We start from the raw sequence: 24,175 nt of genomic DNA on the forward strand, positions 1-24,175 counted from the left end.
GCACCCTACCGTCTCGCCCGGCGCGAGGCAAGCCGGCGCGTCAGGCGTCGCCGGCCAGCACCCGCTCGTATTGCGGCACGACCACGGACACGTCGAAGCGTTCCCGGGCCCGGCCCCGGATGGCCTCGCGGGAAAGGCGCGCGGCCAGGGCGTCGTCCATGGCCCGGGCCAGGGCGGCCACGTCCCCGGCCGGCGCGGTGAGCCCGTCCCGGCCCTCCTCCACGATCTCGGCGATGCCGCCGGGGCAGCGGAAGGCGGCCACGGGCGCGCCCAGGGCCAGGGCCTCGAGCACGGCGTTGGGAAAGGGCTCGTAGCGCGAGGCGAGCACGAACAGGTCGGCGTGGCGCATGTACGGGTAGGGATTGGCCTGGAAGCCGGGGAAGCGCACGGCGTCGGCGATGCCGAGCGACGCGGCCTGCGCCAGGAGCGCGGCCCGTTCGCCGCCTTCGCCGAGCACGGTGAGGCGCACGCCCGGCGTGCGCATGGCGGCGACGGCGGCAAGGAGCAGGTCGAAGCCCTTTTGCGGGGCCAGACGGCCGACGCTCACGAGTTCGACCCCGCCCGGCGGGTAGGGGTTCGCGGCGGCGTCCGCGTCACGCACGACCCGGTCCGTGTCCACGGGATTGGGCAGCATGACCATTTTCGCGGGCGGCAGACCGTAGTTGTCGCGCAGGTCGGCGAGCATGTCCGCGGACTGGCAGACCATCCGGTCGAGCCCCTTGTAGCCCAGGCGGTAGGCGGCGTCGTGCAGGGCGGGATGGGAAAACTGCCGCGTGTGCCGGCTGAGAATGGCCGTTTCGCGCCCGATCAGGCGCGTTTCGCGCGGCAGGAAGGGCGCGAGCATGCCGAGGATCAGGTTGACGTGGCTGTGCGTGCAAAGGACCGCGTCCGGGCGCAGGCGGCGGATGAGCGCGACGAGCTTGGGCGGGGCGGTGTGGTGCGTCTTGCAGCCCAGGTCGTGCACGGGCACGTCGGCGGGCACGTCGGCGAGGTAGCCGCCGCTCTTGCGCACCAGGGCCAGGGCGGGGCGGAAGCGGCGGCGGTCCAGGTGCGTAAGCAGGGTCGCGAACACGCGCTCCGCGCCGCCGCCGCCCAGGGTGGAGCTGACGAAAAGGACCGAGGTCACGGCCGGGCTTCGCCCTGCGCCTCGAGGGCGGCGAGGCGCTCCGCCAGCAGGCGGCCGAACAGGGCGTGTCCGGCCGTGTTGAGGTGGGCGTCGTTGATGTGGGGGAAAAGAAACGGCGCGGCCGGGGCTTCGCGGCGCATTCCGGGACGCGGGTCGAAAAACGGCAGCCCGAGGGACTCCACGGAGGCCTGCAACTGCCGGCCCCAGCCGAAATCCGCGTCCGGCACGGCGGCGAAGCGCGCCGCGCCCTCGGTCAGGAAGGGACGGTAGTATTCGATGGGCTGCGGCATGTAGGTGACGAGCACCCTGGCCCCCACCGAGGCGGCGAGCGCCTTGATGCGGGCCAGGGCGGCCAGGGTCGGGCCCATTTCGACGCCGGTGAGCTTCGAGGTCACGAGTTCGGTCTGGATGGAGGCGCTCGGCACGCGCACGGTCCCGGCCCCGCCCTGCACGGGAAAGGCGGTCATCTCCTGCCCGCCTGCCGCCGCGCCGCTCGGAGCGGGCCGGGCGGACGCGTCCCGCGCGGGCAGGCCGAACAGGGCCAGGGCCGCCACGTAGCGCGGCAGGTTCAGGCGGTTGAGCAGAAAGCCCACCGGCCCTTTCTCGGGATAGGCTTCGACGCCGACGAAATAATACGTCGCGTCGTCGAGGCCGGCCCTGTCCAGACGGTCGTAGGTCAGGGCGTCGGAGACGTCGTTTAGAAATAGCGCCACGACCACGACCCTGGGCTTCTTGGCCAGGCCGTAGCGCTCGAGCGCCGTGGCGTAGTCCTGGGGGGACTGGCCGCCGATGCCCAGGTTCAGGGCGGGCTGGCCGGTTGCTTCGGACACGATGCGCGCGAAGGGCTTTTCCGCCTCCAGGCCGGCCGTGCCGGAATCGCCGAGGAAGACGTAGGGAATGACGGCGTGGTCGCTGTAGGTCCCGGGCGGGTTGTGGAAGCCGATCTCGTCCATGGTCACCGGGCCGGCGGGGCCGGGCACGGTGATGCCCGGCTTGTAATGGTAGTAGAGCCCGGAAATGTCGAAGCGCTGTTTCTTGTTCCCCAGTTCCTGCCAGGTCGCGGGGTTGGTCAGCTGGACGTAGCGCAGGTAGGCCGCCGGAGCGAGGTAGTGGGCTGCGCCCGTCCCGCCGACGAACAGGTCGGGCCGGTAGCCCAGCAGGAATTCGAACAGGAGCAGCGGCAGCAGCAGCGAGACCAGCGCGAGCAGCGTGTTCTGGGCGAGCCGTGCGGGAACGAAGAACAGGGCGAGCAGCGCCGCGGCGACGAGGCCGCCGCCGCAGAGCGCGGCGCGGATCATGCCCGGCGTCAGCCCCTGCGCGGGGGCCAGGGCGAACGCGGCGAGCAGCGCCGCGACCGCGAGGCCGCAACACAGGAACACGTAATGGGGAAAGCGCCTGCTGTGCATGGTGGTCGTAGGGTTGTGGGCACGGCGCGGGCCGGACCCGTTACGGGTCAGGGGGCATGGAAATCCACAATGCTTTGCGCGCACGCGACGCAGCGCGGATGTAGGCGCGGCGGCTCCATCTTGTGGTTCTGGCGAAACGTGGCAAACTTTTGACCGTTCCAGACGTCCTTGATGCTGTTGTCGAAAATGTTGCCCATGACGAGGTGCATGCCTTCCCAGCCGCAGCAGGGCGCAACGTCTCCGTTGCTGCGGATGGTCACGAGCTGCCAGGATTGGGAGCAGCGGAAGGATGGGTCCGGGGCGGCCGTGGGACGGGCGACGGCGAGCGACGAGCCGTCCGGCAGGGTGAAGGTCTGCTCCTGCTGGAAAAGCATGCAGTTCTGGATGGCGACGTAATCCACGCGCTTTTGCCAGTACGCGGCGAAATCGGTCATGGACTCCTTGTTGCCCGGCAGCTTGACCGCACTGATGCGCACCAGGGGCAGCCGGCGCCCGAGTTCTTTTTTGCGCCGCAGAAAGTAGTCGATGTTCTCCATCACCTTGTCGAAATCCGAGCCGCAGCGGATGGAGAGGTAGGTGTCCTTGTCCAGGGAGTCGAGGCTGATCTCCAGCCGCGTCACGGGCGAGTGCAGGATACGCTCCGCGGCCTCCCGGTCGAGCAGCACGGCGTTGCTGCACAGGAAGATGTCCATGACCCCGACGGACGCTGCGTAGTCGATGTGGTCAAACAGGCTGGCGTCGACCAGCGGCTCGTTGATGCCGCCGAAATTGACTGCGGCGAGGTCGGTGCCCCGGCCCTGGTCGAGGATGTCCCTGACGGCGTCGGCATCGAGGCGCTTCGCGGAGGTGCCCCAGGCCGCGCGCTGCTGCGGCGGCAGGGAGTGCGGGCACATGACGCACTTGAGGATGCAGCCGAAATAGGTCTCGAGGTTCAGGTGGATCGGAAAATCGGGTTCGTAAGCAAAGACGTTCGCTGCGTCCCACTTCTTCCGGTATTCCCGGAACGCCGGGCCCTTGATCTCCGCCAGGACCTGGGCCGGATCGCGCTCGAACTCGAGAGTCGTCACGGAAAGCAGGTCGCGGTGTTGTGATTTGTCCGCCATACGCGTCACCCTTGCTGCGTGGCGCCGAGCAGGCAGTTGAGGCAGGCCTTGCACGGGGCCTTGTCCCGAAATGACTGCCGCAGCGCGGTCATCCTGGGCGAATTCCACACGCTTTCGAGCGAGAGGCCGCTGCGGAATTTGTCCAGGAGCAGGTGTTTCGAATAGAACGTGCAGCAGGGGTAGAGACCACCATCGGCCCGTATCGAAAGATAGCGGAACGGGTCCGGGCAGCGCAACGCGGACGGGTCCGGGGCGACGATGTCCGCGAGCCCGTCGACGAAGTCGTGGGAGATGTAGGTCTGGAAATCGATGTAGTCCACGAGGTGCTGCCATTTTTCCACGAACGCCCCGATCTCGTGCCTGTTGCTGTCCATGACGATGAATGACAGGCGGACGAGGGGATGCTTCATGCCACGTTTCTCGCGGCGGTCGAGGAAGTTGTGAATGTTGCGCTCGAGCCGGAGGAGGTCGCCGCCGCGCAGCTTCTTGTAGGTTTCGGGCGTCACCGCGTCCACGGAGATGTGGATGCGTGTCAGGCTGTCGAGGCAGGCGTCGACCATGGCGTCGTCGAGCAGCAGCCCGTTGGTGGTCAGTATGAAATCCAGGACACCGCTTTCCCCGGCCAGGCGGATCAGTTCCCCGGCTTGGGGATGCACGAGGGGCTCGCCGAGGCTGAAGTCCATGGCCGGGATGCCGAGACGGCGTATCTCCTGCATGATCTCCCGGAACATGCCCGCGTCCATGGCGGCGTTGGTCTGCTCCGACAGGTGCCGGTAGCAGAACACGCAGCGCAGGTTGCAGCGGTCCGCGAGTTCGAGGGAAACATGCAGGGGCAGCGGGTTGTCCTGCTCCTGCACCTTGTCCGAACAGGTCAGCGCCCATTTTTCGCGGTAGGCGCGGTAGGCGTCGCCGAACAGTTCGATCAAATACCTGTCCAGGTCACCGTGACGGCAGAGGCGTTCGCCGTATTCGACGGGGAGTGCGTTCTCGAGCATGGCTGTTCCTTTCGGCCGGGCCCCGCGTCGCGCCTTTCGGAAAGGCGGCCACTCGGTTCGGCGGGCGCGGGGCGCGGCGTCAGCGCATGGGGTAGGGGGATGTTTCCCGATGCGCAAGAATGTTGTCGGCAATCCGGTCGTAATAACCAGGAATGCGGTGATAGCCGCGGAGATAATGAAAGTTGCCGCACAACGGGTCCCGCATCCGCTCCAATCCGAAATTCACCCAGTCCCGCACGGCGACGGCGGCGGCCGGGACGTGGAAGCCCCCGGAGGGGCCGGCGGACTGAATGTCGGCGAGCACGATGTCCGCGACGCGTTCCAGGGCTGCGCCCGGGAGGTGCGTGCTGTAAAAGCGCGCCATGAACGCGTTCATGGCGGCGACGTCGAACGGCACCGAAGCGGGATTGTCGATGTAATGCGCCAGTTCGTCAAAGCTTTTCGGGGCGCACGCCACCTTGCCGAGGAGTTCGTTGATGGAGTTGTAGTAGGCGAACCCGTGCGTCCTGACCAACAGCCTGTCGATGAACAGCATGGGCACGCCCAGGAGGCAGGCTTCCCCAAGGGCCGTGGTCACGCTGCTGAGCACGATGTCCTGCCCGGCGGCCCAGCCCGGAAAATCCAAATGGTCGTCCACGCTGACGCGCCCCTCGTAGGCCGTGTTGTAGAAACACGCCTTCCCCCCCCGATGCACCTTGTACATCTGGGGCGCTTCCAGGGGATAGGGGCGCACCGACACCGCGTAGTCCGTTTCGGCGACGAGGTAATCGATGATCTTCGTGACCATCCCGAGCAGCTCCACCTCGAACTCCAGCGCCGACACCACGTCGGCCCGTCCGAAGGAGAGGTTCAGCGCGGAGTCGCCCCGGAAGTTGTTGAGGGTGAAGAAGTGGGTGCAGATGCCGACGGAGCGACGTGGCGCGCGGCCGGGGAAATAGCGGGCCAGGTCGAGGCGGGGGTGCCCGACGACCCGGACCTTGTCGCTCTCGAGGATCTCCCGGTACCTGCCCTGGTGCGCCTTGGCCTCATCGTCCAGCAGATACTGCCGCGTGCCCTCGCCCCACAGCAGAATGCGCCGCATCGCGCCGAAGTATTCCGGGAAGGAGACGAAAAACCGCTCGTCGTAGTTGGACGAGCATTGCCCCCCCTCGCCGGAGTAGCAGAAAAGCTGCACCCCGGGGGAGTACGGGGCGAACTGGGGGGTGTCGCCGCAACAGGGGTAGACCAGGGCCTGGGGCCGCCAGTGGCGCAGGTAGTGGAAGACCGAACGCTGGCTGCACACCACCACCGCGGCCCCGCTTTTGGCTTCGATGATTTTTTTGAGGACGTAATAGCTCGGCAGGTCCCGGCGCAGGGTCCGGGCCATGAGCAGGATGCGCGGACGGCTCATGCGCGCTCCCCGGAAGCGTCCTCCCGCGCCGCGGGCGCGAGGGGCGAGGGGCCGTCGGGCAGGAAGCCCTTGCGGCCCAGGGCGTCGATGCAGGCGAGCAGCAGCGGGTCGTTGTATTTGCGCGCCACGCACTGCACGCCGAAGGGCAGCCCGGCCGGCGAGACGAACGCCGGGGCGCTGACGGCCGGCAGGTGGGCCAGGGTCCAGATGAGCGCGGGGTCGGGCAGTTCGAAGCGGTCGCGCAAGGGGGCTTCGCCGGCGGTCGCGAGGCTGATGCCCGCGTCGAAGCCGCGCATGAGCTCGTCCATGGCCGCGATGCAGGTTTCCTGGTCGCGCAGGGCCTGGTTGTAGTCCAGGGCGGAAATGGCGCGCCCCTCGGCGATGATTTCGCGGATGACGTCGGACAGGTCGGTTTCGCTGCGCGATTCCTGGGCGAAGTAGTAGGCCAGGGAGCAGTGGTAGATGGTGCGGTGGATGTCGTGGGCGCGGCCGAGGATTTCCGGCAGCTCCGCCTCGACGACCTCGATGTCGGGGTCGGCGTCGAGCGCCCGGGCCAGATCGAGCAGGGCCTTCCGGGCGTAGTCGGGCGCGCCGGGGAAGGTGTGGGTTCTAAGCAGCGCCACGCGCCAGGGCCGGCCGGCCGGCTTGGTCTGGCGCCCGCGATCGGACAGGGCGGCGTCGCTGACGGGGTAGTTGCCGCCGTGGACGCGCAGGGCCTGAAACAGCGGCGCGAGGCTGTCGCGCCGGGCGGCCAGGAAGCCCAGGGTGTCCAGGCTGTCGGTGGTCTTGAGGGTGCCGGTGCGCGGCAGCAGGCCGAAGCTGGGCTTGAAGCCGTAGACGCCGCAGAAGCTGGCCGGGCGGATGATGGAGCCGGCGGTCTGTGTGCCGAGCGCCGCCGGGACCATGCCCAGGGCCACGGCCACGGCCGAGCCCGAGGAGGACGTGCCCGGGGTGCGGGTCGCGTCGTGGGGGTTCACGGTCTTGCCCAGGGCGTGGACCGCGAATTCGGCGGTCACGGTTTTGCCCGCGACCACCGCGCCGGCGCGCTTGAGGTTGAAGACCAGGCGGGCGTCGTTGCCCGGGGTGAAGCCGCGCCACAGCGCGCTGCCCATCTCGGTGGGGTAGTCCTCGGTGTTGTAGGCGTCCTTGACGCCGATGGGCGCGCCTTCGAGCAGGCGCAGGGCCTGCCCCGGCACGAGGCGCGCGGTGAGCTCCCGTGCGGCGGCGCGCAGGCGTGCGGCGTCGAAGTGTTCGAAGGCCATGAACCGGGCGTCGAGCGCCTCCACGCGGCGGATGGTCGTCTCGGCCAGGTCGAGGGGGGTCAGCGCGCCGTCGGCCAGGTCCTGCACCAGTTCGGGCAGGCTGCGGCGCAGGAACAGGTCCGGTTCGGGTTCGCGGCGGGGCGCGCGGTTGCCGGCGACGAGCGGCGTGCCGTAGGTGGCGGTGTCCGTGCGGCGCAGGCGTTCGAGGAGCTGCTGGGCGAAGGGCAGGACGCGTTCCCGGTTGGGGGCCTGCTTGGGCAGCACGGGCATGTCGGCGTCGCGCAGCTTGCCCTGGCGCAGGCCGGCCATGATCTCGTAGAATTCCTCTTCGGTAAGGCCCGTGAATTCCAGGAAATAATCCAGCGCCTCGGGACGTACCGGGTCGGTGCGCGCGATGAGGTCGAAGGCCTCCTCGCGGGTGAGCAGGCCGTTGCGCACGTCCACCGAGCCCTGGAAGGTCGCCCGGCCGAAGCCGCGCTTGAGGTAGCAGGTGAAGTCGTGCATGCCGGGCATGACGCATTCGGCGCTCTTGTAGCCCTTGTAGCTGTTTTCCATCTGGGTCTCGCGCCAGCCGTAGACGTCGCGTACGAGCTCGGTGTGGCGTTCGTCGTCCCAGAACATGTAGTCGCCGAGGTGCATGCCCTGGATGCCCGCGGCCTCGCATTCCTCGGCGCTCGGCAGCTGGAAGGGGTGGACGTCCTTGGCGCTGACCGTGTCGCAGACCATTTCATCGGGCGTACGCCTGGCGGAAATCTTGGTGAAATATTCCCGGTCGTAGCGAATGGGGTTGTTGTAGTCGGTCAGGCCCTGGCCCTCGGAGGCGGATTCGCCGTAGACGAGCAGCGGAATGCCGAAGCGCACGGCCACCTGCAGGGGGAACGCGCCGCAGCCGCTGTGGCAGTGCCAGCAGGTGTCGCCGATCTCGCGCAGGGACTTCGCGGCCAGGCGGTTGACCAGGTCCCGGTTGGGCGTGAACATCACATGGTCGAGGTTGAACGTCTCCAGGAGGTTCACGAGGTTGTACCACCCGGTTTCGCTGTACCAGTTGTGATTGAACGTCACGGCCAGGGGCTTCATGTTGTAGACCTTGACCAGCACGTGGGCCTGGAACATGCTGTCCTTGCCCCCGCTGATCGGCAACACGCAGTCGTAGTTGTTGCCCGCCGCGGCCTTGGCCTTGGCGAAGATCTCCCGCAGCTGCCTTTCCCGTGCCACCCAGTCGATGTGCATCTTCTGTTCCGAGGACTGGCAGGCCCGGCAGATGCCCAGGGCGTCATGCACCGTGCCTTCCTCGGTTTCGGGCATGCAGCAGCGCACGCAGTAGCGCAGGTCGCGGAACAGGGGTTTTCCTCTGTGGTTCAACGGCGTTCTCCTTGAAATTCAGGGGCGCGGAAGGCCGCCATGCAGACGACGTCCTCCTCTTTCCCGTCCACGAGGTAATGGCGGCGGCGCACGCCGTCCTCCGCCATGCCCGAGGCGCGCATGACGGCGAGCATGGGGCGGTTGGCGGCAAGCGTCCCGGCCGCGACCTTGCGCAGGCCGCCCGGTCCGAGCAGCCAGGCGAGCCCCGTCTTCCAGGCGTCGAGCCCGAACCCCCGGCCCCGGCCCTCGCCGAGCAGGATGGTCAGGTCGGCCAGGGCGTTGGCCGGGTCCACGTAGGCGGCGAGGTTGCCCACGTGCCCGAGGGACGCGGCCTCCACGGCCCAGAGGTGGTGCGGCGGCCGGGTCATGGCCGCGGTCCAGTCGCGGCAGCTCTCCAGGGTGTGGCTGCGGTGGCGCTGCTCGCTGAAGCGCACGGTCTGCGGATCGTTGAGCCAGGACACGTAGCGCGCGGTGAGGTGTTGCGGCCCGAAGGGGCGCAGGACGATCCGCTCGCCGTCAAGCAGGGGGGTCGCGACCACGTCAGGCAAGCTCGCTGCGGTGTTCCCAGACCTTGGCGAAGGCTTCCGCCACGTCGGCCAGATCGTCCCGGGTCATGCCCGGGCGCATGAGCTCGTGGGTGAAAAGGTCGCGTTCGTGCAGCCGCTCCACCACCGGGCAGATGCCCTTGTCGTAGCGGGCCTCGCCTTCGTACCAGGGCTTGGCGAAGGGGTAGCCCCGGGAGCCGAAGGCGATGCGTTTCTGGAAAAGGGGCTGGAGGTACAGCGGCTTGACGTAGCCGCAGCCGATGTTCACGCCCTCGGTTTCGCGCAGCGCCGTGGGGGCGAGTTCGGCCCGGACGGCGTCCATGAAGCGGTCCCGGGACACGCCGGCCACATCCTCGCGGAACAGGCAGGCGTGGACGTAGAAGGCGTGGCCGCAGCCCTGCCGCACCAGCGGCGGCACGATGGCCGGGATGGCGGCCAGGCGCTCGGCCAGGAAGGCGCAGTTGGCCTGCCGCCGCTCCAGCAGGGGGCCGAGCTTTCGCAGCTGGCAGCGCCCGATGGCGGCTTGCGGCTCGGTCAGGCGGTAGTTGAACCCGACCATGTTGACCAGGTCCGTGACGCCCTTGTCCTCGACCACGGCTTCGGCGTGGTTGCGGATCAGGCGGACCTTTTCCGCCAGGGCGTCGTCGTCGGTGGCCACGACGCCGCCTTCGCCGGTGTGGATGTGCTTGTGGTAGTTGAGGGAATAGACGCCGATGTCGGCGAGTCCCCCGGCGTGGCGCTTGCCATGGGTCGCGCCCGGGGCCTGGGCCGCGTCCTCGATGACGCGCAGGCCGTGCTTTCTGGCGACGGCGTTGACGGCGTCGGCGTCGTAGGGCTGGCCGAACAGGTCCACGGCCATGATCGCCCGGGTGCGCGGGGTGATGGCCGCCTCCACGGCGGCCGGGTCGATGCAGAAGCAGTCGGGTTCGATGTCGGCGAACACGGGCACGGCCCCGTAGACGAGGGGCGCGGTGGCCGTGGCGGCCATGGTGTAGGGCGGGACGATGATCTCCTCGCCCGGCTCCGTGCCGATGGCCCCGACCGCGGCGTACAGGCCCGAGGTGCAGGAGTTGACGGCGATGGCGTGCTTGACGCCGAAGTACGCGGCCCATTCCTCTTCGAAGGCCCGGACCTCGGGTCCGCCGTAGAAGTCGTCGTGCCAGCAGCCGAGGTAGCGCGAGAGCACGCCGGTATCGAGCACGCGGGCCACGGCCGCCTTCTCTTCCTCGCCGATGACTTCATAAGCGGGAAAAGGGCTGGTCCGGACCGGCGCGCCGCCGTGAATGGCCAGTTTCATATCGGTTCGTCCATGGTTGGGGGCATGCCTAGGATGGTTGCGAAAATGTCGGGCAGGGCGTTGGCATGCCGTATTTCCTTGTGCGGCAGGGAGCATCGGCGCTTGGCAGCGGGGGGAAAGTAGCTGAAAACCGGTTTCCCCGCAACCAGGGCGATGACCAGGGCCATGCTTTCCGCGCCGACCACGGCGTCGGCCCAGGCCAGGTCGTCGAGGAGGTCGCGGTTGGGCGACAGCGACAGGCGGTCGCAGGCGGCCACGGCGGGCGCGTACTTGGCCGGGTCCTCGTTGGGGTGCGGGCGCAGGCGCACGCGAAGCGGCAGCCCGCGCGCCGCCCGGGCCAGCGCGTCGAGGAGCGTGAACTCGTCGAACCCCAGGCGGTCGGCGTCGGCGTAGGTGTCGGCGTTGTCCCCGGCCACGGGCTCGCACACCCAGAGCACGCGGCGCTCCCCGGCCGGCGCGGCCGGGGAGCGCCTGGCGCGCAGCGCCTCGCGCACCGCGGCAAGGTAGTGGTTTTCCTCCAGGCGCAGCCGCTCCCGGGGAAAGCCCTGGGCCAGGGCCAGTTCCCGCGCGTAGGCGTCGGCCACCACCACGAGGTCGGGCAGGTGTTGCGCCCAGTCGTCCGGGATGGCCGCCCACAGGCGCGTGGGCAGGAAGCGTTCGCGGTAGTTGACCCAGTGGTCGAGGAAGGCGGCGCAGCGCACGCCGCGCTCCCGCGCCAGGGCCATGGCCCGGCGCTCGAGGTCGGGCATCCAGCTCGTGGAGACGAGCACCTGGTCCCGGGCGGGATCGAGGGCGGCCACGGCGGAAAGGCCCACGCGGCGCACGTCGCCGAGCCGGGCCGGGAAGATGTCCGCCGCCGGTCCCTCGAGGACATAGCGCACCTCCCGTCCGGACAGGCGCGCCCGGATGAACGCGGACAGCACCTGCGCGCCGCCGGCCTCGCAGGAAACCGCGACGGTCAGGCCGGGAACGTCCATCGGCGTGCGAGCTCCCGGCACAGGTCGAGGGTGGCCAGGGCCGAGTCGCCGTCGGAGACGGGCGCTTCCAGGCCCGCGAGCACGCGCGCGATGTGCGCGGCCACGTGGCTCTGGCCCTGTTCGTATTCCCCGGGCGCGACCAGGGAGCGGCCGGCGGCCAGGGCCCGGCAGTCCGGGAAATGCGGGTCCGGCCCGGCGGGGTGGAAGCTGACCGCCCGGCCGAAGTCGGCGTAGCGCACAGCGCCCCCGGCAAAAAGCAGTTCCAGGTCGGCGTGGGCGTAGTCCGCCCCGGTCAGGGCCTGGCAGACGCAGGCCGCGCCGGAAAATTCCAGGAAGAAATCCACGGCGTCGGGATCGGCCGCGGCCCGGCCGGGCCGGGGCAGCACGCCGCAGGCGTCGGGTTCGCCGAACAGCAGGCGCAGCAGGTCCACGAAGTGGGCGGCGTTGTGGGCCAGCCCGCCGCTGTAGGCCAGGCGTCCGGCCAAAAGCGGCCCGAGGCCCCCGCCCGCGAGCAGTTCGCGGATACGGGCCACGGCCGGCTCGCAGCGGCGGTGGTAGTTGACGCAAAGCGTGACGCCGCGCGCGCGGCAGGCCGCGACCATCTCCCGGCCCGCGTCCGCGTCCGTGGCCAGGGGCTTTTCCACGAGAAGCAGGCGCGGCGAAAGTTCCAGGCACTGCCGCACCTGCTCCGGGCGGCCCTCGGGGGGGGTGGCCAGCACGACGAGGTCGGGCGGCCCGGGCAGGGCGGCGGGGATGGCCGCGAAAGCCGGCAGGCCGGTTGCGGCGGCGAAGCGGGCGCGTCTGTCCGGGGCGGGGTCCACGCCTCCGAGCAGGCGCAGGGACGGCTGGCGCAGCAGGGCGCGGGCGTGGGTCAGGACCAGATCCGGCGCGCCGTCGGCGTCGTAAAGAAACCCGATGCGCCCGAGGCCCACGAGCAGCGCGGAAAACGTGCGGCCGTCGTCCATGGGCCTAGACCTCTTTGCGGGCCACGTGGCGGTTGATGGCGGCCAGTTCGGGCCGGGCGTCGAGCAGGGCCAGGATGTCGGCGCAGGAAAAGACCGGATTGGCCGGGTAGAGCGCCTCGGCGACCGCGGCCAGCAGGCGGTAGTCGTCGGCCTCGTCCAGGGTGAGCCCGAGTTCGGGGCGGCGCAGGGCGGGCGGCGCGGGCAGGTGGAGCTTGCGGAAGCGTTCGGGCTGGCGGCGGATGAACCAGCTCACGTGCTCGCGGTCCTCGGGACTTGTACCCTCGCGGTCGGCCAGGGCCAGCAGCTCGCGGGAGAAGACCTGGGCGTCCATGCCGACGGGAAAGGACACGGGGTCCACGTTGGAGGCGTAGTCGCAGTCGTTTAAGAGGTACAGGTCGATGACCTGGGCGGTGATCTCGGGATCGAGCAGGGGGCAGTCGGCGGTGATCTCCACCACGAGGTCGGCCCCGGCCTCGCCGGCGGCGCCGAGCACCCGCGACAGGACGTCGTGCTCCGAGCCCCGGAAGACGCCGACGCCGAGCCTGCGGCCCAGGGCGGCCACGGGGTCGTCCGCGGCGTTGGCCGTGGTGGCCAGGACGATGGCGTCCAGGCGGCGCACCCGCGACAGGCGCTCGACCAGGATTTCCAGGAAGGGCTTGCCGCAGGCGGGCATGAGCACCTTGCCGGGCAGGCGCGACGAGGTCATGCGGCATTCCACCGTGGCCACGATCCTCGGGCGGTCTTGAGACATGTCTTATTCCTCGTTTCGGGTCGAAAACGTCGGCGGCAGGTCGCCGAGCAGGGCCGGGTCGGGCCGGAATTCGTCGCGCAGGATTCCCATGAGCACGTGGTCCACGCGGCGGCCGTCGTAGGCGACGAGCTTGCCGCGCAGCCGGCCTTCCTCGGCGAAGCCGTTGTTGCGAAAGACCCGGGCCGAGCCCTCGTGGCCGTCGTAGAAGCCGCCGTAGATCTTGGCCAGCCCCTCCTCGGCGAACATGTACCAGCACACGGCGTGCACGGCCTCGGTGGCGTAGCCGCGCCCCCGTGCCCCGGGGTGGCCGATGACGAAGGACAGCTCGGCGAAGCCGTGGCGGCGGTCGATGCGCGGCAGGGTGACCGTGCCCGCAAGGCGCGTCCCGCCCTCGTCGTAGACCCCGAAATGCTTGGCGGATTCGATGTCCGCCAGTCGCGCCGCGACGTAATCCCGCACGCGCTCGGGCGTCTGGGGGACGAAGCGGATTTCCAGGTATTTCGTGGTGTCCGGGTCGTTGAGCCAGGCCACGTAGGCCGGAGAGACGTCAGCCGGAGCGATGTCGCGCAGCACGAGGCGGCGGGTTTCGAGGCGCGGCAGGCGGCCGGGGCGCGTGACCACGTGCACGGCGGCCTACCGGGTCTGCCGGACGGGGATGCCGGCGTTGACGATGCGGGAGCGGATTTGCAGGATGTTTTCGTCCTTGAAGGAGAAATAGGTGCCCGCGGCCACGGCGTCGGCCCCGCCCCGGGCGAAGCCTTCCACGAAATGGGCGGCGGCCCCGCAGCCGCCGGAGACGATCACCGGCACGGAGACCGCCGCGGCCACCCGGCGGCAGCCCTCCAGGTCCAGGCCTTCGCGGCTGCCGTCGCGGTCGATGCAGGTGAGCAGGATCTCGCCCGCGCCGAGCGCCTCGCCGCGCGCGGCCCACTGCGCCGGGTCCAGGCCCGTGGCCTGCGCGCCGCCCCGGGCGTAGACCCGGTCCGCGCCGTCCGGGTCGCGGCGGTAGTCCACGGAGAGCACCACGCACTGCGCGCCGAACGCCGCCGAGGCTTCGGTAATGAGTTCGGGCCGCTCCAGGGCGGCGGTGTTGACGCTGACCTTGTCCGCGCCGTTGGCCAGAAGCACGCGGAAGTCCTCCACCGTGCGCACGCCGCCGCCCACGGTGAAGGGCATGAAGATCTCCTCGGCGGCGCGGCGCACCACGTCGATGACCGTGGAGCGGTTGTCGGCCGAGGCGTCGAGGTCGAGGAAGACGAGTTCGTCGGCGGCCTGGGCCTCGTAGATGCGTGCCTGGGAGACCGGGTCGCCGATCTCCACGGTCTCCCCGAAGCCCCGCGTGGTCACGAGGACCATGCGCGGCTTTTTCGCGAAGCGGCTGGCCCGCATCTGGAGCTTGGGAATGATCCGGCGCTTGAGCATGTCAGGGCGTCCAGTCGAGGAAGTTTTCCAGCACCTTGAGCCCGAGGTCCTGGCTCTTTTCCGGGTGGAACTGGGTGCCGGCGATGTTGCCGCGCCGCACGGCGGCCGTGAACGGGCCGCCATAGTCGCCCGTGGCGTCCACCTCCTCGGGGCGGTCGCAGCGCAGGGCGTAGGAATGGACGAAATAGAAATCCGGCGCGTCGGGCAGGCCGGCGAACAGCGGGCTGCCCGGCCGGCAGCGCACGTCGTTCCAGCCGATCTGCGGCACGCGCAGGGCCGGGTCGGCCGGCTCCAGGCGGGCCACGTCGGCCATAAACCAGCCCAGGCCGGGGTGCTCGCCGCCCTCGAAGCTGCGCCGGGCCATGAGTTGCAGGCCGACGCAGATGCCGAGGATGGGCTTGCCGCCGTCCAGGGCCTCGCGCGTGAGCGCGACGTCGAGGCCGGCCCGGCGCAGGCTCGCGGCGCAGGCGGCGAAGGCCCCCACGCCCGGCAGGATGAGGCGGTCGGCCGCGGCCAAGGCCTCGGGCGAGGCGCAAAGGACCGCCTCGGCCCCGAGCATGGCCAGGGCGTTTCGCACCGAAAGGATGTTGCCCGACCCGTAGTCCACCACGCCGATCATGGCCGGCCGCTCCTCGTGTAAACGAATTTTTCCAACGCGCGCGCCTAGTCCCGCCGCCCGGCGCGCCAGCGCGCGAGCATGGCCTCGGTCTCCTCCCGGGGCATGGCGCCGCACCTCGGCCAGCGGTCGAAGTCGTGGGGCGCGGGGCAGCCGCCGCGCGCCGCCGGGTCGTGCCGGTAGGGAGAGACGGCCTGGCGCATGGCGATTTCCAGGAATTCCTCCTCGGTCAGGCCGAGGTAGTCCAGGAACACGTCCAGGCTGGGCGGCCGCCGGCCTTCGTAGGCCGCGACGAGGCGCATGGCCTCGTCGCGGTCCAGGCGGCCGTTGCGGATGTCCAGGGAGGTCAGGTGGGACGTCCTGGCGTAGCCGCGCTTGATGAACTTGATGTAGTCGCGCACGCCCTGGAAGAAGCACTCGATCTTTTCGTATTCGTAGCCCGGGGGCACGTTCTCCACCTCGTCCCCGCGCCAGCCCAGCTCGTCGCGGATGCGCGCGTACTGCCGCTTGACGTCCCAGGGGATGTAGGAGCCCAGGCACACGGAACGGTAGCCGATGCGGCGCAGTTCCTTGAGCGGCGGGTAGGTGAAGGGTTTCAAATCCCGTTCGTCCACCGCGCCCTCCAGGCGCACGAGCATGTCCTCGGCGTTGATGCCGAGGTTGACGTAGCGGTTGAAGCGCTTTTCGTCCACGGCCTCGGGCTGGTCGTAGCTGAAGTAGGCGGTGTATTCGGCCGAGGGCTCGCCCCACAGGATCAGCGGCACCTGCTTTTCCACGGCCACCCACATGGGGTAGGCGAAGATGCCGGTGTGGCAGTGCCAGCAGAAGTCGCCCTTCTCCAGCAGGCTCTGGAGCATGAGCTTGCGCACCACCTTCCAGTTGGGCGTGAACACGTGCAGGTCCACGCCGAGCTCGCGGCAGGTGCGGATGGTGCCTTCCTGGACGCCGGGACGCAGGAAGCCGTGGTCGAAGCGCACGAGCAGGGGTTTGATGCCGTATTCCCGTACGAGGTACAGGACGGTGAAGGTGCTGTCCTTGCCGCCGCTGAAGGGGATGAGGCAGTCGTAGTCGCCCTTGCCGCGATGGGCCTCGATCAGGGCGTCGAGCTCGCGCTTGCGGGCCGGCCAGTCGATGGCCTCGCGCTTGTGCTCCTGCTGCCGGCAGATGTTGCACACGCCGGCGTCGTCGAAGGTGATGGTCTCGTGGGTCTCGGGCAGGACGCACCGGGAACAGCGGCGAAGTTCGGTCGGCATGAAACCTCCTGTATCCGCGCGGCGGGACGCCTAGCGCACCTTGAACACCGGCCGGATCATCCCGCCTTCCAGGTGGCTGGCGGGGTCCTTGTCCGAAAGCCAGGCGGCCATGGTCTTGAACACGGCGGCGTAGGCCGCCAGCGTGCGGTCCACGGCGGCCGCGTCGTGGGCGGCGCACATGTTGTGGGTGACCAGGATGAGGATGCCGCGCTTGACCGCTTCCTGGGAGAACAGGCTGCGTTCCAGGTAGCCGTCGCCGCCGTCCGCGCCGCTGAACTTGATCAGGCTCCAGGTCGGGAAGCCCACGCAACGGATGCGTTCGGACAGGCCCGCTTCGCGCGCCAGGACGTTTAGTCCGTTTTGGAGGACTTGTCCATTGGAGCGCATCCGGGCCAGGGCGTCGGTGCCCTCGAGCACGTCGAGCACGGCCAGGGCCGCGGCCATGGACATGGCCTCGCCGCCGAAGGTGAAGCTGAAAAAGACGTCCTCGAAGGTGCGCATGACGTCGGCGCGGCCGACCACGCAGCTGATGGGAAAGCCGTTGCCCATGGCCTTGCCGAAGCAGGCCAGGTCCGGGGTGACGCCGTAGAGGGCCTGCGCGCCGCCAAGGCCCATGTGGAAGCCGGAGCAGATCTCGTCGAAGATGCACACGGCCCCGTGCTTGTGCGCCAGCTCCTTGACCCCGGCCAGGTAGCCCGGCGCGGGCTCGAAGAAGTTGACGGGCTCGAGGATCACGGCCGCGAACTCGCCGGGGTGGGCGTCGAGCACCGCTTCCAGGGCGGGCAGGTCGTTGTAGGGAAAGGGGTGGGTGAGGGCGGAGACGGCCCCGGGCACGCCGGCGTTGCGGGTGGTGGAACCGATGTACCAGTCCTGCCAGCCGTGGTAGCCGCCGCAGGCCACGCGGTCGCGGCCGGTGTAGGCCCGGGCCGCGCGCACGGCCCCGGACGTGGCGTCCGAGCCGTTCTTGCCGAAGCGCACCATCTCGGCGCAGGGGATGAGCCGGGTCAGGCGCTCGGCCAGCTCGACCTCCACGGGATGGGGCAGGCTGAAGCTGACGCCCCGGGCCAGGGCCGCGGCCGCGGCCGCGTTGACCCCGTCGTGGGCGTAGCCCAGGATGTTGGGCAAAAGGCCCTGCACGTAGTCCACGTATTCGTTGCCGTCCACGTCGTAGGCCAGACAGCCCTTGCCGCGTTCCAGGAACAGCGGCGCGGTGCCGGACACGTACTGGTTGGAGCCCTTGCTGAAGGTCTGGGCCCGGCCCGGGATGACCCGGCCGGAGCGTTCGGCCCATTCCCGGGACCGGGACAGGGCCAGGGGCGCGGCGGCGCCGGCCGTCGCCTGGGCGTAGAGCGACTTGAAGTATCCTTCGTTGGACACGGTTCCCTCGTTTATCGTTTGAAGTTCCGGGAAGGCGGCGAGCAGATCGAGGATTTCCGACAGTCCGAAATCCGTCTCTGGGGCCAGACGGGCGTAGACCTCGCGGACAAAGGCCAGGTCCCGGGCGTCGTCCACGGTGAAGCGCAGGCCGGAGAGGTCGTCGTCGCGCGTGACGCACACGCGGCGGTATTCCGGCCGGGTTCGCAAATAGGGGGTGACGTGCTCGCGCTCGCTCGGCAGCACGGCGCGGGCGTCGGCCGCGGCCAGGGCGTCGGCGCGCATCACCTCCACGTCGAGGCCGTCGGGAAACGTGGCCCGCTCGACGTTGGAGGCGTAGTCGCAGCCGCTTTCCAGGAAGGCGGCCACCACGCGGTCGACGACGGCCGGGTCGAGCAGGGGGCAGTCGCCGGTGACGCGCACCACGGCCTCGGCTCCGAAGGCCAGGGCCGCGCCGCAAAAGCGCGCAAGCACGTCGTTTAGCGGGCCCCGGAAGCAGGGGATGCCTTCCTGGCCGCAAAACGCGGCCACGGCGTCGTCGGAAGGGTCCTCGCTCGTGGCCACCACGGCGAGGTGCACGAGCGGGGCCAGGGCGGCGCGGCGCGCCACGTGCCACAGCAGCGGGCGGCCGGCCACGTCGGCCAGGACCTTGCCCGGCAGCCGGGTGGAGCCCATGCGGGCCTGGATCACGGCCACGGTTCTCACGGCCGGCCTCCGCCGTTTCGCGCCGCCAGGGCGACGTCGAGGCTGGCGCGGGCCTCGGACAGGGGATTTTGCGGCGCGTCGCCGCGCTCCAGGCAGTCCAGGAAATGGCGCATCTCGTCTCTGTACATGGCGTTGACCTCCCAGTCCGGGCTCCACTGCGCGACCGTGCGCGCCACGCCGTCCGGGCCGAAGCACAGCACCTCGGGCCGGTGGAAATCCCAGGCCAGGGTGCCTTCCTCGCCGACCACGCGGCAGGCGCGGTGGTAGTCGCGGCTGACGAAGCTCAGGCGCACGCTGGAAACGGCCCCGCAGGCGTGGGCCAGCAGCAGCTCGGCCAGCCCGTCCACGGCCAGGCCGATGCCCGAGGCCGGCAGCACGGCCGCGCCGGCGAGCGTGGCCGGGCCCAGGAACCACAGGGCGAGGTCGATCTCGTGGATGCAGTCGAGCAGCACGCCGCCGCTTTCCGGGCTGGCGCTGTAGGAGGCGCGGTAATCCGAGGCCGGCCGCCAGCGCGGCAGGTAGGATTCCGTGACCACCCGGGCGGCCAGGGGCCGGCCCGCCGCACCCGCGGCCAATAGCCGCCGCACCGCCGCCGGGCCGGGATGGAAGCGCATGTTGCAGGCGACCATGGCCGCAAGCCCGCGCGCGGCGACCTCGCGCTCCAGGGCGTCCAGGCCGTCCGTGGTGTGGGACAGGGGCTTTTCGAGAAACAGGTGGCAGCCGTGGCGCGCCGCCGCAAGCGCCAGGGGCAGGTGGCGGTCCGTGGGCGCGGCGACCACCGCCGCGTCGGGGCCGGCGGCGAAAAGGGCGTCCGGGTCGTCGTAGAAGGCCGCGCCGGCGGCCCCGGCCACGGACGCGGACTCCGGGCGCGGGTCGTAGGCCAGCAGCTGCGACACGCCCAGGCTGCGCAGGTTGCGAAGGTGCCTGGCTCCGATGGAGCCCAGGCCGAGCACGGCGACGCGCATTCAGCCTCCCACGTGGTCCCAGGAAAGGGGCGTGCCCCGGGCGACGTCCCGCGACGCCCGGCGGCCGAGAACCAGTTCCAGGCAGCGGGTGTGCAGGCCGCCGGCCGGGCGGATGGAACGGACGTTTTCCGGCGTGAACGCCTCGCCGGCGCGCACGTCCGCGACCACGAACAGGGAGCGGCGGAAGGCGCGGCTGGCCTGCTCCTTGGGCGTGGGCGAGAAATCCGGCTCGCCCAGGGCGGCGAAGGCCTCGCGCGAGGCCTTCGCCATGGCCGCGAATTCGTCCGGGGTCAGCGAAAAGGCGCTGTCCGGGCCGGGCAGGTCGCGCGAGAGCGTGAAATGCTTTTCGATGCAGCAGGCCCCCAGGGCCGTGGCCGCCACGGGCACGGTGAGGCCGAGCGTATGGTCGGACAGCCCGGCCGGACAGGCGAAGGCCCGGGAAAGGAGCGCCATGGCGGAAAGGCGCATCTCCTCGGGGGGGGCGGGGTAGGCGCTGACGCACTTGAGCAGGACGAGCTGCGCGCAGCCGGACGCGCGCAGCGTGCGCACGGCCTCGTCGATTTCGGCCAGGCTCGCCATGCCCGTGGAGGCGATCACGGGCCTGCCCGTGGCCCCGATTTTGCGCAAAAGCGGGATGTCCACCAGCTCGAAGCTCGCCACCTTGTGCGCGGGCACGTCCAGGGATTCCAGGAAATCCACGGCCGTGGCGTCGAAGGGCGTGGAGAAAACGGGCAGCCCCAGGGCCGCGCCGGCCGCGACGAGCCGGGGCGTCCATTCCCAGGGCATGGCCGCCTCCCGGTACAGGTCGTAGAGCGTGCGGCCGTCCCAGAGGGTGCCCTTGATGCGGAAATGGTCGTTGTCCGCGTCGATGGTCAGGGTGTCGGCGGTGTAGGTCTGGAGCTTGACCGCGTCGGCCCCGGCCGCCTTGGCGGCGCGCAGCACGGCCACGGCCCGGTCGAAGTCGCCGCCGTGGTTGGCGCTCATCTCGGCCACCAGGAAGGGCGGCCGGCCCGGGCCGATCTCCCGGCCCGCGATGCGTACGGAATGCGTCATGCCTTTGTGTCCTCTGCGGCAGGGCGGACGTAGTATTGGACCCCATCGCGCTCCCGGTCAAGACGCAGGCCGGCATGGAGGGCGATGCGCGCCGACGCGGCGTTTGCGGCCTTGACCTCGGCCCGCACGGTCCCGGAGAGCCCCTGCGCGGCCAGGCGCACCATGGCCTTGCCGAGGCCGCGCCCGCGGCAGGCCGGGGCCACGGTCCAGGAGAGCAGCCAGCCGTCCCTTTCGCGGTCCAGGCGCACGGTCCCGGCCGCGACACCCTCCGCCTCGGCCACGTAGAGCCGGCGGTCCGGACCGTCCAGACTCGCGGCCAGCCAGCGTCGGTGTTCCTGCGGGGTCACGGGCCGGTCCGTATGGCTGGCCGCGACGGTCCAGGGGTCGTTTCGCCAGGCGAGCAGGATCTCCGCGTCCGCGAGGCGTGCCGGGCGCAGCCGCAGCCGCTCCCCGGCGCGGGCGAGCAGAGCGGCGGCCACGCGCTCTCCCCCGCGCCCGTCAACCAGCGCCGCGGCGGCCGCGGACAGGGCGCGGCGTCGCGCGGCGTCGCCGAGCAGCGCGGCCAGCACGGCCGTGGTCGCGGCCGGGTCGCCCGCGCCGGGCACGCCCAGGGACACGGCCGCCCCGGCGCGCGCCAGCGCGGCCGTGCCCGGGGCCTGGTTGGCGGCGAGCACGACCACGGCCATGGGCGCGCCGCAAAAGCACAGTTCCAGGCAGGTGGAGCCGCCGGCCGTGACCACGAGGTCGGCCGCGGCCATCCGCTCGACCAGGTCGGGCGGGTCGCGCAGGAGCCGGCCGGGAAAAGGCGCGGCGGCCAGGGTCCGGGCGAGGCTTTCCGCGTGGCGGTTGGCCGGGCCGACGACCACGGCCACGCCCGGCGCCGGGTCGCCCGCGCCGGCCAGGGCAGCGAGCACGCCGGCCGTGGCGTTGTCCGGGTCGGCCCCGCCCAGGGTGACGAGGACGGTGCGCGCGCGTTCGGGAAAACGGCGCGCGGCGCGCGGGCGGCGCAGGAACTCCTCGCGCAGCAGGGCGTAACGCGGCCCGGCAAGGAGCGCCGTGTCCGGGTCGGCGTCGTAGGAAAGGGACGGGGCGTGGAAATTCTGGTTGAGCACGGCGTCGGCGTGCACGGGGCCGGCGGCCAGGTCGTCGAGCACGAGCAGGGGGCCGTCGCGCCGGGCGTCGGCCTGGAATTCCGGGCCGAAGGCGTAGCCGTCGAGCACGCCCCAATGCGCGCCGGGTTCGCCCGCCGCGTCCGCGCGCACGCGCGCGAACGCGGCCGCGCCGTCGGCGTCGTCCGGGGCCGGAACGACCACGGACAGCCCGTCGCGCTCCAGGCGCGCGGCCAGGGTCGCGGGTGCGACGCGCCCGACGAGCACGGCGCGGCCGCCGGCCCGTTTCCAGGCCTGGGCCAACGCCAGGCAGCGCATGACATGCCCCGCGCCGATGCCGGGTCCGGCGTCGGCGCGGACCGCCAGCACGCCGGGAAGCGTTTCAGCCATGGCAGGTTCGCGCGGCCGCGGTCGCGGCGGCGGCCACCTGCCCGGCCTGCGCGTCGGTCAGCGCGGGAAACATGGGCAGGGACAGGATGCGCGCGTAGGCGGCCTCGGCCACGGGGCACAGCCCCGGCCCGGTGCCCAGGCGCTCGCGGTAGTAGGGGTGCAGATGCACGGGGATGTAGTGGACGTTGGTCCCGACGCCGGCCGCGCGCAGGGCGGTGAAGACCGCGCCCCGGTCCACGTCCGCGCCAAGGCGCACCACGTAGAGGTGGTAGGCGTGGGCGACGCCCGCGCGCACGGCCAGGGGCGAAACGTCCGGCGCGGCGGCGAAGGCCGCGTCGTAGATGGCGGCGATCTGCCGCCGCCGGGCCAGGAAGGCCGGCAGCTTGGCCAGCTGCGACAGGCCCAGGGCGCAGTTGATGTCGCTTATGCGGTAGTTGTAGCCGAGCTCGACCATGGCGTAGTGCCACGAGCCCAGGCGTTCGCGCTCCCGGGCGTCGGCGTCGATGCCGTGGCTGCGGAAGCGGCGCAGGCGCTTGGCCGTTTCCGCGTCGCCGACGAGGATCATGCCGCCCTCGCCCGTGGCGATGTGCTTGACCGGGTGGAAGCTGAGCGCGGTCATGGCGGCGAGCGTGCCGACCGGGCGGCCCTTGTCGGTCGCGCCCAGGGAGTGGCAGGCGTCGGCCAGAAGCGCGATGCCGCGTTCCCGGCACACGGCGGCGAGCGCGTCGTAGTCGCAGGGCTGGCCGGCGTAGTCCACGGCGATGGCCGCTTTGGCGCGGGGCGTGGCCTTTCGCGCGAGGTCGGCCGGGTCCATGAGCAGGGTGTCCGGGTCCACGTCCACGAACACGGGCGTGCCGCCGGCGTAGAGCACGGCGTTGGCCGTGGCCGCGAAGGTGATGGCCGGCACGAGCACCTCGTCGCCGGGGCGCAGGCCGAGCACGTGGCACATGGCGTGCAGCGCGGCGGTGCCGCTCGAGACGGCGACGCCGTGCGCGATCCCGGCGAAGCGGGCCACGGCCTCCTCGAAGGCGGGCACGACCGGTCCCGTGGTCAGCCAGTCCGAGCGCAGCACCTCGGCCACGGCCCGGATGTCGTCCTCGTCCACGGACTGGCGCGCGTAGGGAATCATGCCATGCCGAGCAGGGCCTTGAGCTCGTCCACGGAAAGCTGCCAGGGGTTGTCGCCGGAAGAGTACTCGAAGTCCTCGGACACGGGCGTGCCCGGGCTGCCCTCGAAGCGCGTCAGGATGTCGGCGTCGTCGGGCAGGATGACGTAGTTGTTCTTGAATTCGATGGTGCGGCGGGCGTCGGCCAGGGGCACCATGACCTCGTGGATCTTCTCCCCGGGCCGGATGCCGATGACCTTCACCTCGCACTCGGGGCACAGCGCCGCGGCCAGGTCCATGATGTTCATGCTCGGCAGCTTGGGCACGAAGATCTCGCCGCCGCGCATGTTCTCCAGGCACTTGAGCACGAAGTCCACGCCCTGCTCCAGGGTGATCCAGAAGCGGGTCATGCGCGGATCGGTGACGGAGACCGCGCCCGTTTCCCGCTGCTTGAGGAAAAGCGGCACCACGCTGCCCCGGCTGCCGAGCACGTTGCCGTAGCGGACCACGGAAAACGCGCCCTGGCCGATGAAGGCGTTGGCGGCCACGAACAGCTTGTCCGAGCACAGCTTGGTCGCGCCGTAGAGGTTGACCGGGTTGGCGGCCTTGTCCGTGGACAGGGCCAGCACCTTGGCCACGCCCCGGTCGGCGGCCACGTTGACGACGTTTTGCGCGCCGTTGATGTTGGTCTTGATGAATTCGGTCGGGTTGTACTCGGCCGCGGGGACCTGTTTGAGGGCGGCGGCGTGGATGATGTAGTCCACGCCCTGGAAGGCCCGCTGCAGGCGCTCCTTGTCGCGCACGTCGCCGATGAAGTAGCGCATGCAGGGATGGTCCGCGACCGGGAACTTCAGGGACATCTGGTACTGCTTGAATTCGTCCCGGCTGAAAATGATGAGTTTTTTCGGCTGGTAGCGGGCGAGGATGGTCTCGGTGCACTTGTGCCCGAAGGAGCCGGTGCCGCCGGTGATGAGGATGGTCTTTCCGTTGAGCATATTCGGTTC

21 protein-coding genes are annotated in these 24,175 nt (G+C 70.7%); all 21 read right to left on the bottom strand.

The features are described 5' to 3' along the window. Window positions 1-40: 40 nt before the first annotated feature. Entirely contained in the window at window positions 41-1,126 is a 1,086-nt protein-coding gene (locus tag Q368_RS26490; RefSeq protein WP_052360238.1) for a glycosyltransferase, read from the bottom strand. Beyond that, entirely contained in the window at window positions 1,123-2,532 is a 1,410-nt protein-coding gene (locus Q368_RS0116745; RefSeq protein WP_162179657.1) for an SGNH/GDSL hydrolase family protein, read from the bottom strand. Before Q368_RS0116745 ends, Q368_RS26490 begins: the two co-directional genes overlap by 4 nt. Window positions 2,533-2,579: 47 nt before the next feature. Beyond that, complete coding sequence (locus tag Q368_RS0116750) at window positions 2,580-3,635, bottom strand: radical SAM/SPASM domain-containing protein (protein ID WP_029460201.1); 1,056 nt, start codon at window positions 3,633-3,635, stop codon at window positions 2,580-2,582. A gap of 5 nt (window positions 3,636-3,640) precedes the next feature. Further along, entirely contained in the window at window positions 3,641-4,630 is a 990-nt protein-coding gene (locus tag Q368_RS0116755; protein WP_029460202.1) for a radical SAM/SPASM domain-containing protein, read from the bottom strand. A 79-nt stretch (window positions 4,631-4,709) separates the two neighbouring features. Continuing rightward, entirely contained in the window at window positions 4,710-6,020 is a 1,311-nt protein-coding gene (locus Q368_RS0116760; RefSeq protein WP_029460203.1) for a glycosyltransferase family protein, read from the bottom strand. After that, entirely contained in the window at window positions 6,017-8,644 is a 2,628-nt protein-coding gene (locus tag Q368_RS26775; protein ID WP_211249788.1) for an N-acetyl sugar amidotransferase, read from the bottom strand. The genes Q368_RS0116760 and Q368_RS26775 overlap by 4 nt, the downstream gene beginning before the upstream one ends. After that, window positions 8,641-9,183 (bottom strand): GNAT family N-acetyltransferase, encoded by a 543-nt coding sequence (locus tag Q368_RS0116775; RefSeq protein ID WP_052360239.1) that lies wholly within the window; start codon window positions 9,181-9,183, stop codon window positions 8,641-8,643. The genes Q368_RS26775 and Q368_RS0116775 overlap by 4 nt, the downstream gene beginning before the upstream one ends. A gap of 1 nt (window position 9,184) precedes the next feature. Beyond that, entirely contained in the window at window positions 9,185-10,486 is a 1,302-nt protein-coding gene (locus Q368_RS0116780) for a DegT/DnrJ/EryC1/StrS family aminotransferase (protein WP_029460205.1), read from the bottom strand. Then, a complete protein-coding gene (locus Q368_RS0116785; RefSeq protein ID WP_029460206.1) occupies window positions 10,483-11,463 on the bottom strand; it encodes a glycosyltransferase family protein in 981 nt (326 codons plus the stop codon). The genes Q368_RS0116780 and Q368_RS0116785 overlap by 4 nt, the downstream gene beginning before the upstream one ends. After that, window positions 11,445-12,428, bottom strand: coding sequence for a Gfo/Idh/MocA family protein (locus Q368_RS0116790; RefSeq protein WP_029460207.1), 984 nt, complete (start codon window positions 12,426-12,428; stop codon window positions 11,445-11,447). Before Q368_RS0116790 ends, Q368_RS0116785 begins: the two co-directional genes overlap by 19 nt. Window positions 12,429-12,432: 4 nt before the next feature. Then, complete coding sequence (locus Q368_RS0116795; RefSeq protein ID WP_029460208.1) at window positions 12,433-13,179, bottom strand: cytidylyltransferase domain-containing protein; 747 nt, start codon at window positions 13,177-13,179, stop codon at window positions 12,433-12,435. Between the two features lie 3 nt (window positions 13,180-13,182). Then, complete coding sequence (locus Q368_RS24040; RefSeq protein ID WP_052360240.1) at window positions 13,183-13,806, bottom strand: GNAT family N-acetyltransferase; 624 nt, start codon at window positions 13,804-13,806, stop codon at window positions 13,183-13,185. 6 nt (window positions 13,807-13,812) lie between these two features. After that, a complete protein-coding gene (gene hisF / locus Q368_RS0116805; protein WP_029460210.1) occupies window positions 13,813-14,601 on the bottom strand; it encodes an imidazole glycerol phosphate synthase subunit HisF in 789 nt (262 codons plus the stop codon). A gap of 1 nt (window position 14,602) precedes the next feature. Then, window positions 14,603-15,220 (bottom strand): imidazole glycerol phosphate synthase subunit HisH, encoded by a 618-nt coding sequence (gene hisH, locus Q368_RS0116810; protein WP_029460211.1) that lies wholly within the window; start codon window positions 15,218-15,220, stop codon window positions 14,603-14,605. A gap of 44 nt (window positions 15,221-15,264) precedes the next feature. Next, entirely contained in the window at window positions 15,265-16,470 is a 1,206-nt protein-coding gene (locus Q368_RS0116815) for an N-acetyl sugar amidotransferase (protein ID WP_029460212.1), read from the bottom strand. 30 nt (window positions 16,471-16,500) lie between these two features. After that, complete coding sequence (locus Q368_RS24835) at window positions 16,501-18,549, bottom strand: aminotransferase class III-fold pyridoxal phosphate-dependent enzyme (protein ID WP_084158851.1); 2,049 nt, start codon at window positions 18,547-18,549, stop codon at window positions 16,501-16,503. Then, complete coding sequence (locus tag Q368_RS0116825) at window positions 18,546-19,514, bottom strand: Gfo/Idh/MocA family protein (protein WP_029460214.1); 969 nt, start codon at window positions 19,512-19,514, stop codon at window positions 18,546-18,548. Before Q368_RS0116825 ends, Q368_RS24835 begins: the two co-directional genes overlap by 4 nt. Further along, window positions 19,515-20,567, bottom strand: coding sequence for a pseudaminic acid synthase (pseI, locus tag Q368_RS0116830; RefSeq protein WP_029460215.1), 1,053 nt, complete (start codon window positions 20,565-20,567; stop codon window positions 19,515-19,517). Then, complete coding sequence (pseG, locus tag Q368_RS24045) at window positions 20,564-22,066, bottom strand: UDP-2,4-diacetamido-2,4,6-trideoxy-beta-L-altropyranose hydrolase (protein ID WP_052360241.1); 1,503 nt, start codon at window positions 22,064-22,066, stop codon at window positions 20,564-20,566. Before pseG ends, pseI begins: the two co-directional genes overlap by 4 nt. After that, on the bottom strand, window positions 22,059-23,195 hold the full coding sequence (pseC, locus tag Q368_RS0116840) for a UDP-4-amino-4,6-dideoxy-N-acetyl-beta-L-altrosamine transaminase (protein WP_029460217.1): 1,137 nt from the start codon (window positions 23,193-23,195) through the stop codon (window positions 22,059-22,061). Before pseC ends, pseG begins: the two co-directional genes overlap by 8 nt. Further along, on the bottom strand, window positions 23,192-24,166 hold the full coding sequence (gene pseB, locus Q368_RS0116845; RefSeq protein WP_029460218.1) for a UDP-N-acetylglucosamine 4,6-dehydratase (inverting): 975 nt from the start codon (window positions 24,164-24,166) through the stop codon (window positions 23,192-23,194). Before pseB ends, pseC begins: the two co-directional genes overlap by 4 nt. Window positions 24,167-24,175: the final 9 nt, after the last annotated feature.

It is taken from the genome of Solidesulfovibrio alcoholivorans DSM 5433 (assembly GCF_000702665.1).
GTDB classification, from domain to species: Bacteria; Desulfobacterota; Desulfovibrionia; order Desulfovibrionales; family Desulfovibrionaceae; genus Solidesulfovibrio; species Solidesulfovibrio alcoholivorans.

Excerpts from the sequence above, each read along its gene's own strand:
- Q368_RS0116745 (WP_162179657.1), bottom strand. The coding sequence starts at position 2,532 with ATGCACAGCAGGCGCTTTCCCCATTACGTGTTCCTGTGTTGCGGCCTC.
- Q368_RS0116750 (WP_029460201.1), bottom strand. The coding sequence starts at position 3,635 with ATGGCGGACAAATCACAACACCGCGACCTGCTTTCCGTGACGACTCTC.
- Q368_RS0116755 (WP_029460202.1), bottom strand. The coding sequence starts at position 4,630 with ATGCTCGAGAACGCACTCCCCGTCGAATACGGCGAACGCCTCTGCCGT.
- Q368_RS0116760 (WP_029460203.1), bottom strand. The coding sequence starts at position 6,020 with ATGAGCCGTCCGCGCATCCTGCTCATGGCCCGGACCCTGCGCCGGGAC.
- Q368_RS0116780 (WP_029460205.1), bottom strand. The coding sequence starts at position 10,486 with ATGAAACTGGCCATTCACGGCGGCGCGCCGGTCCGGACCAGCCCTTTT.
- Q368_RS0116785 (WP_029460206.1), bottom strand. The coding sequence starts at position 11,463 with ATGGACGTTCCCGGCCTGACCGTCGCGGTTTCCTGCGAGGCCGGCGGC.
- Q368_RS0116790 (WP_029460207.1), bottom strand. The coding sequence starts at position 12,428 with ATGGACGACGGCCGCACGTTTTCCGCGCTGCTCGTGGGCCTCGGGCGC.
- Q368_RS0116795 (WP_029460208.1), bottom strand. The coding sequence starts at position 13,179 with ATGTCTCAAGACCGCCCGAGGATCGTGGCCACGGTGGAATGCCGCATG.
- hisF (WP_029460210.1), bottom strand. The coding sequence starts at position 14,601 with ATGCTCAAGCGCCGGATCATTCCCAAGCTCCAGATGCGGGCCAGCCGC.
- hisH (WP_029460211.1), bottom strand. The coding sequence starts at position 15,220 with ATGATCGGCGTGGTGGACTACGGGTCGGGCAACATCCTTTCGGTGCGA.
- Q368_RS0116815 (WP_029460212.1), bottom strand. The coding sequence starts at position 16,470 with ATGCCGACCGAACTTCGCCGCTGTTCCCGGTGCGTCCTGCCCGAGACC.
- Q368_RS0116825 (WP_029460214.1), bottom strand. The coding sequence starts at position 19,514 with ATGCGCGTCGCCGTGCTCGGCCTGGGCTCCATCGGAGCCAGGCACCTT.
- pseI (WP_029460215.1), bottom strand. The coding sequence starts at position 20,567 with ATGACGCATTCCGTACGCATCGCGGGCCGGGAGATCGGCCCGGGCCGG.
- pseG (WP_052360241.1), bottom strand. The coding sequence starts at position 22,066 with ATGGCTGAAACGCTTCCCGGCGTGCTGGCGGTCCGCGCCGACGCCGGA.
- pseC (WP_029460217.1), bottom strand. The coding sequence starts at position 23,195 with ATGATTCCCTACGCGCGCCAGTCCGTGGACGAGGACGACATCCGGGCC.
- pseB (WP_029460218.1), bottom strand. The coding sequence starts at position 24,166 with ATGCTCAACGGAAAGACCATCCTCATCACCGGCGGCACCGGCTCCTTC.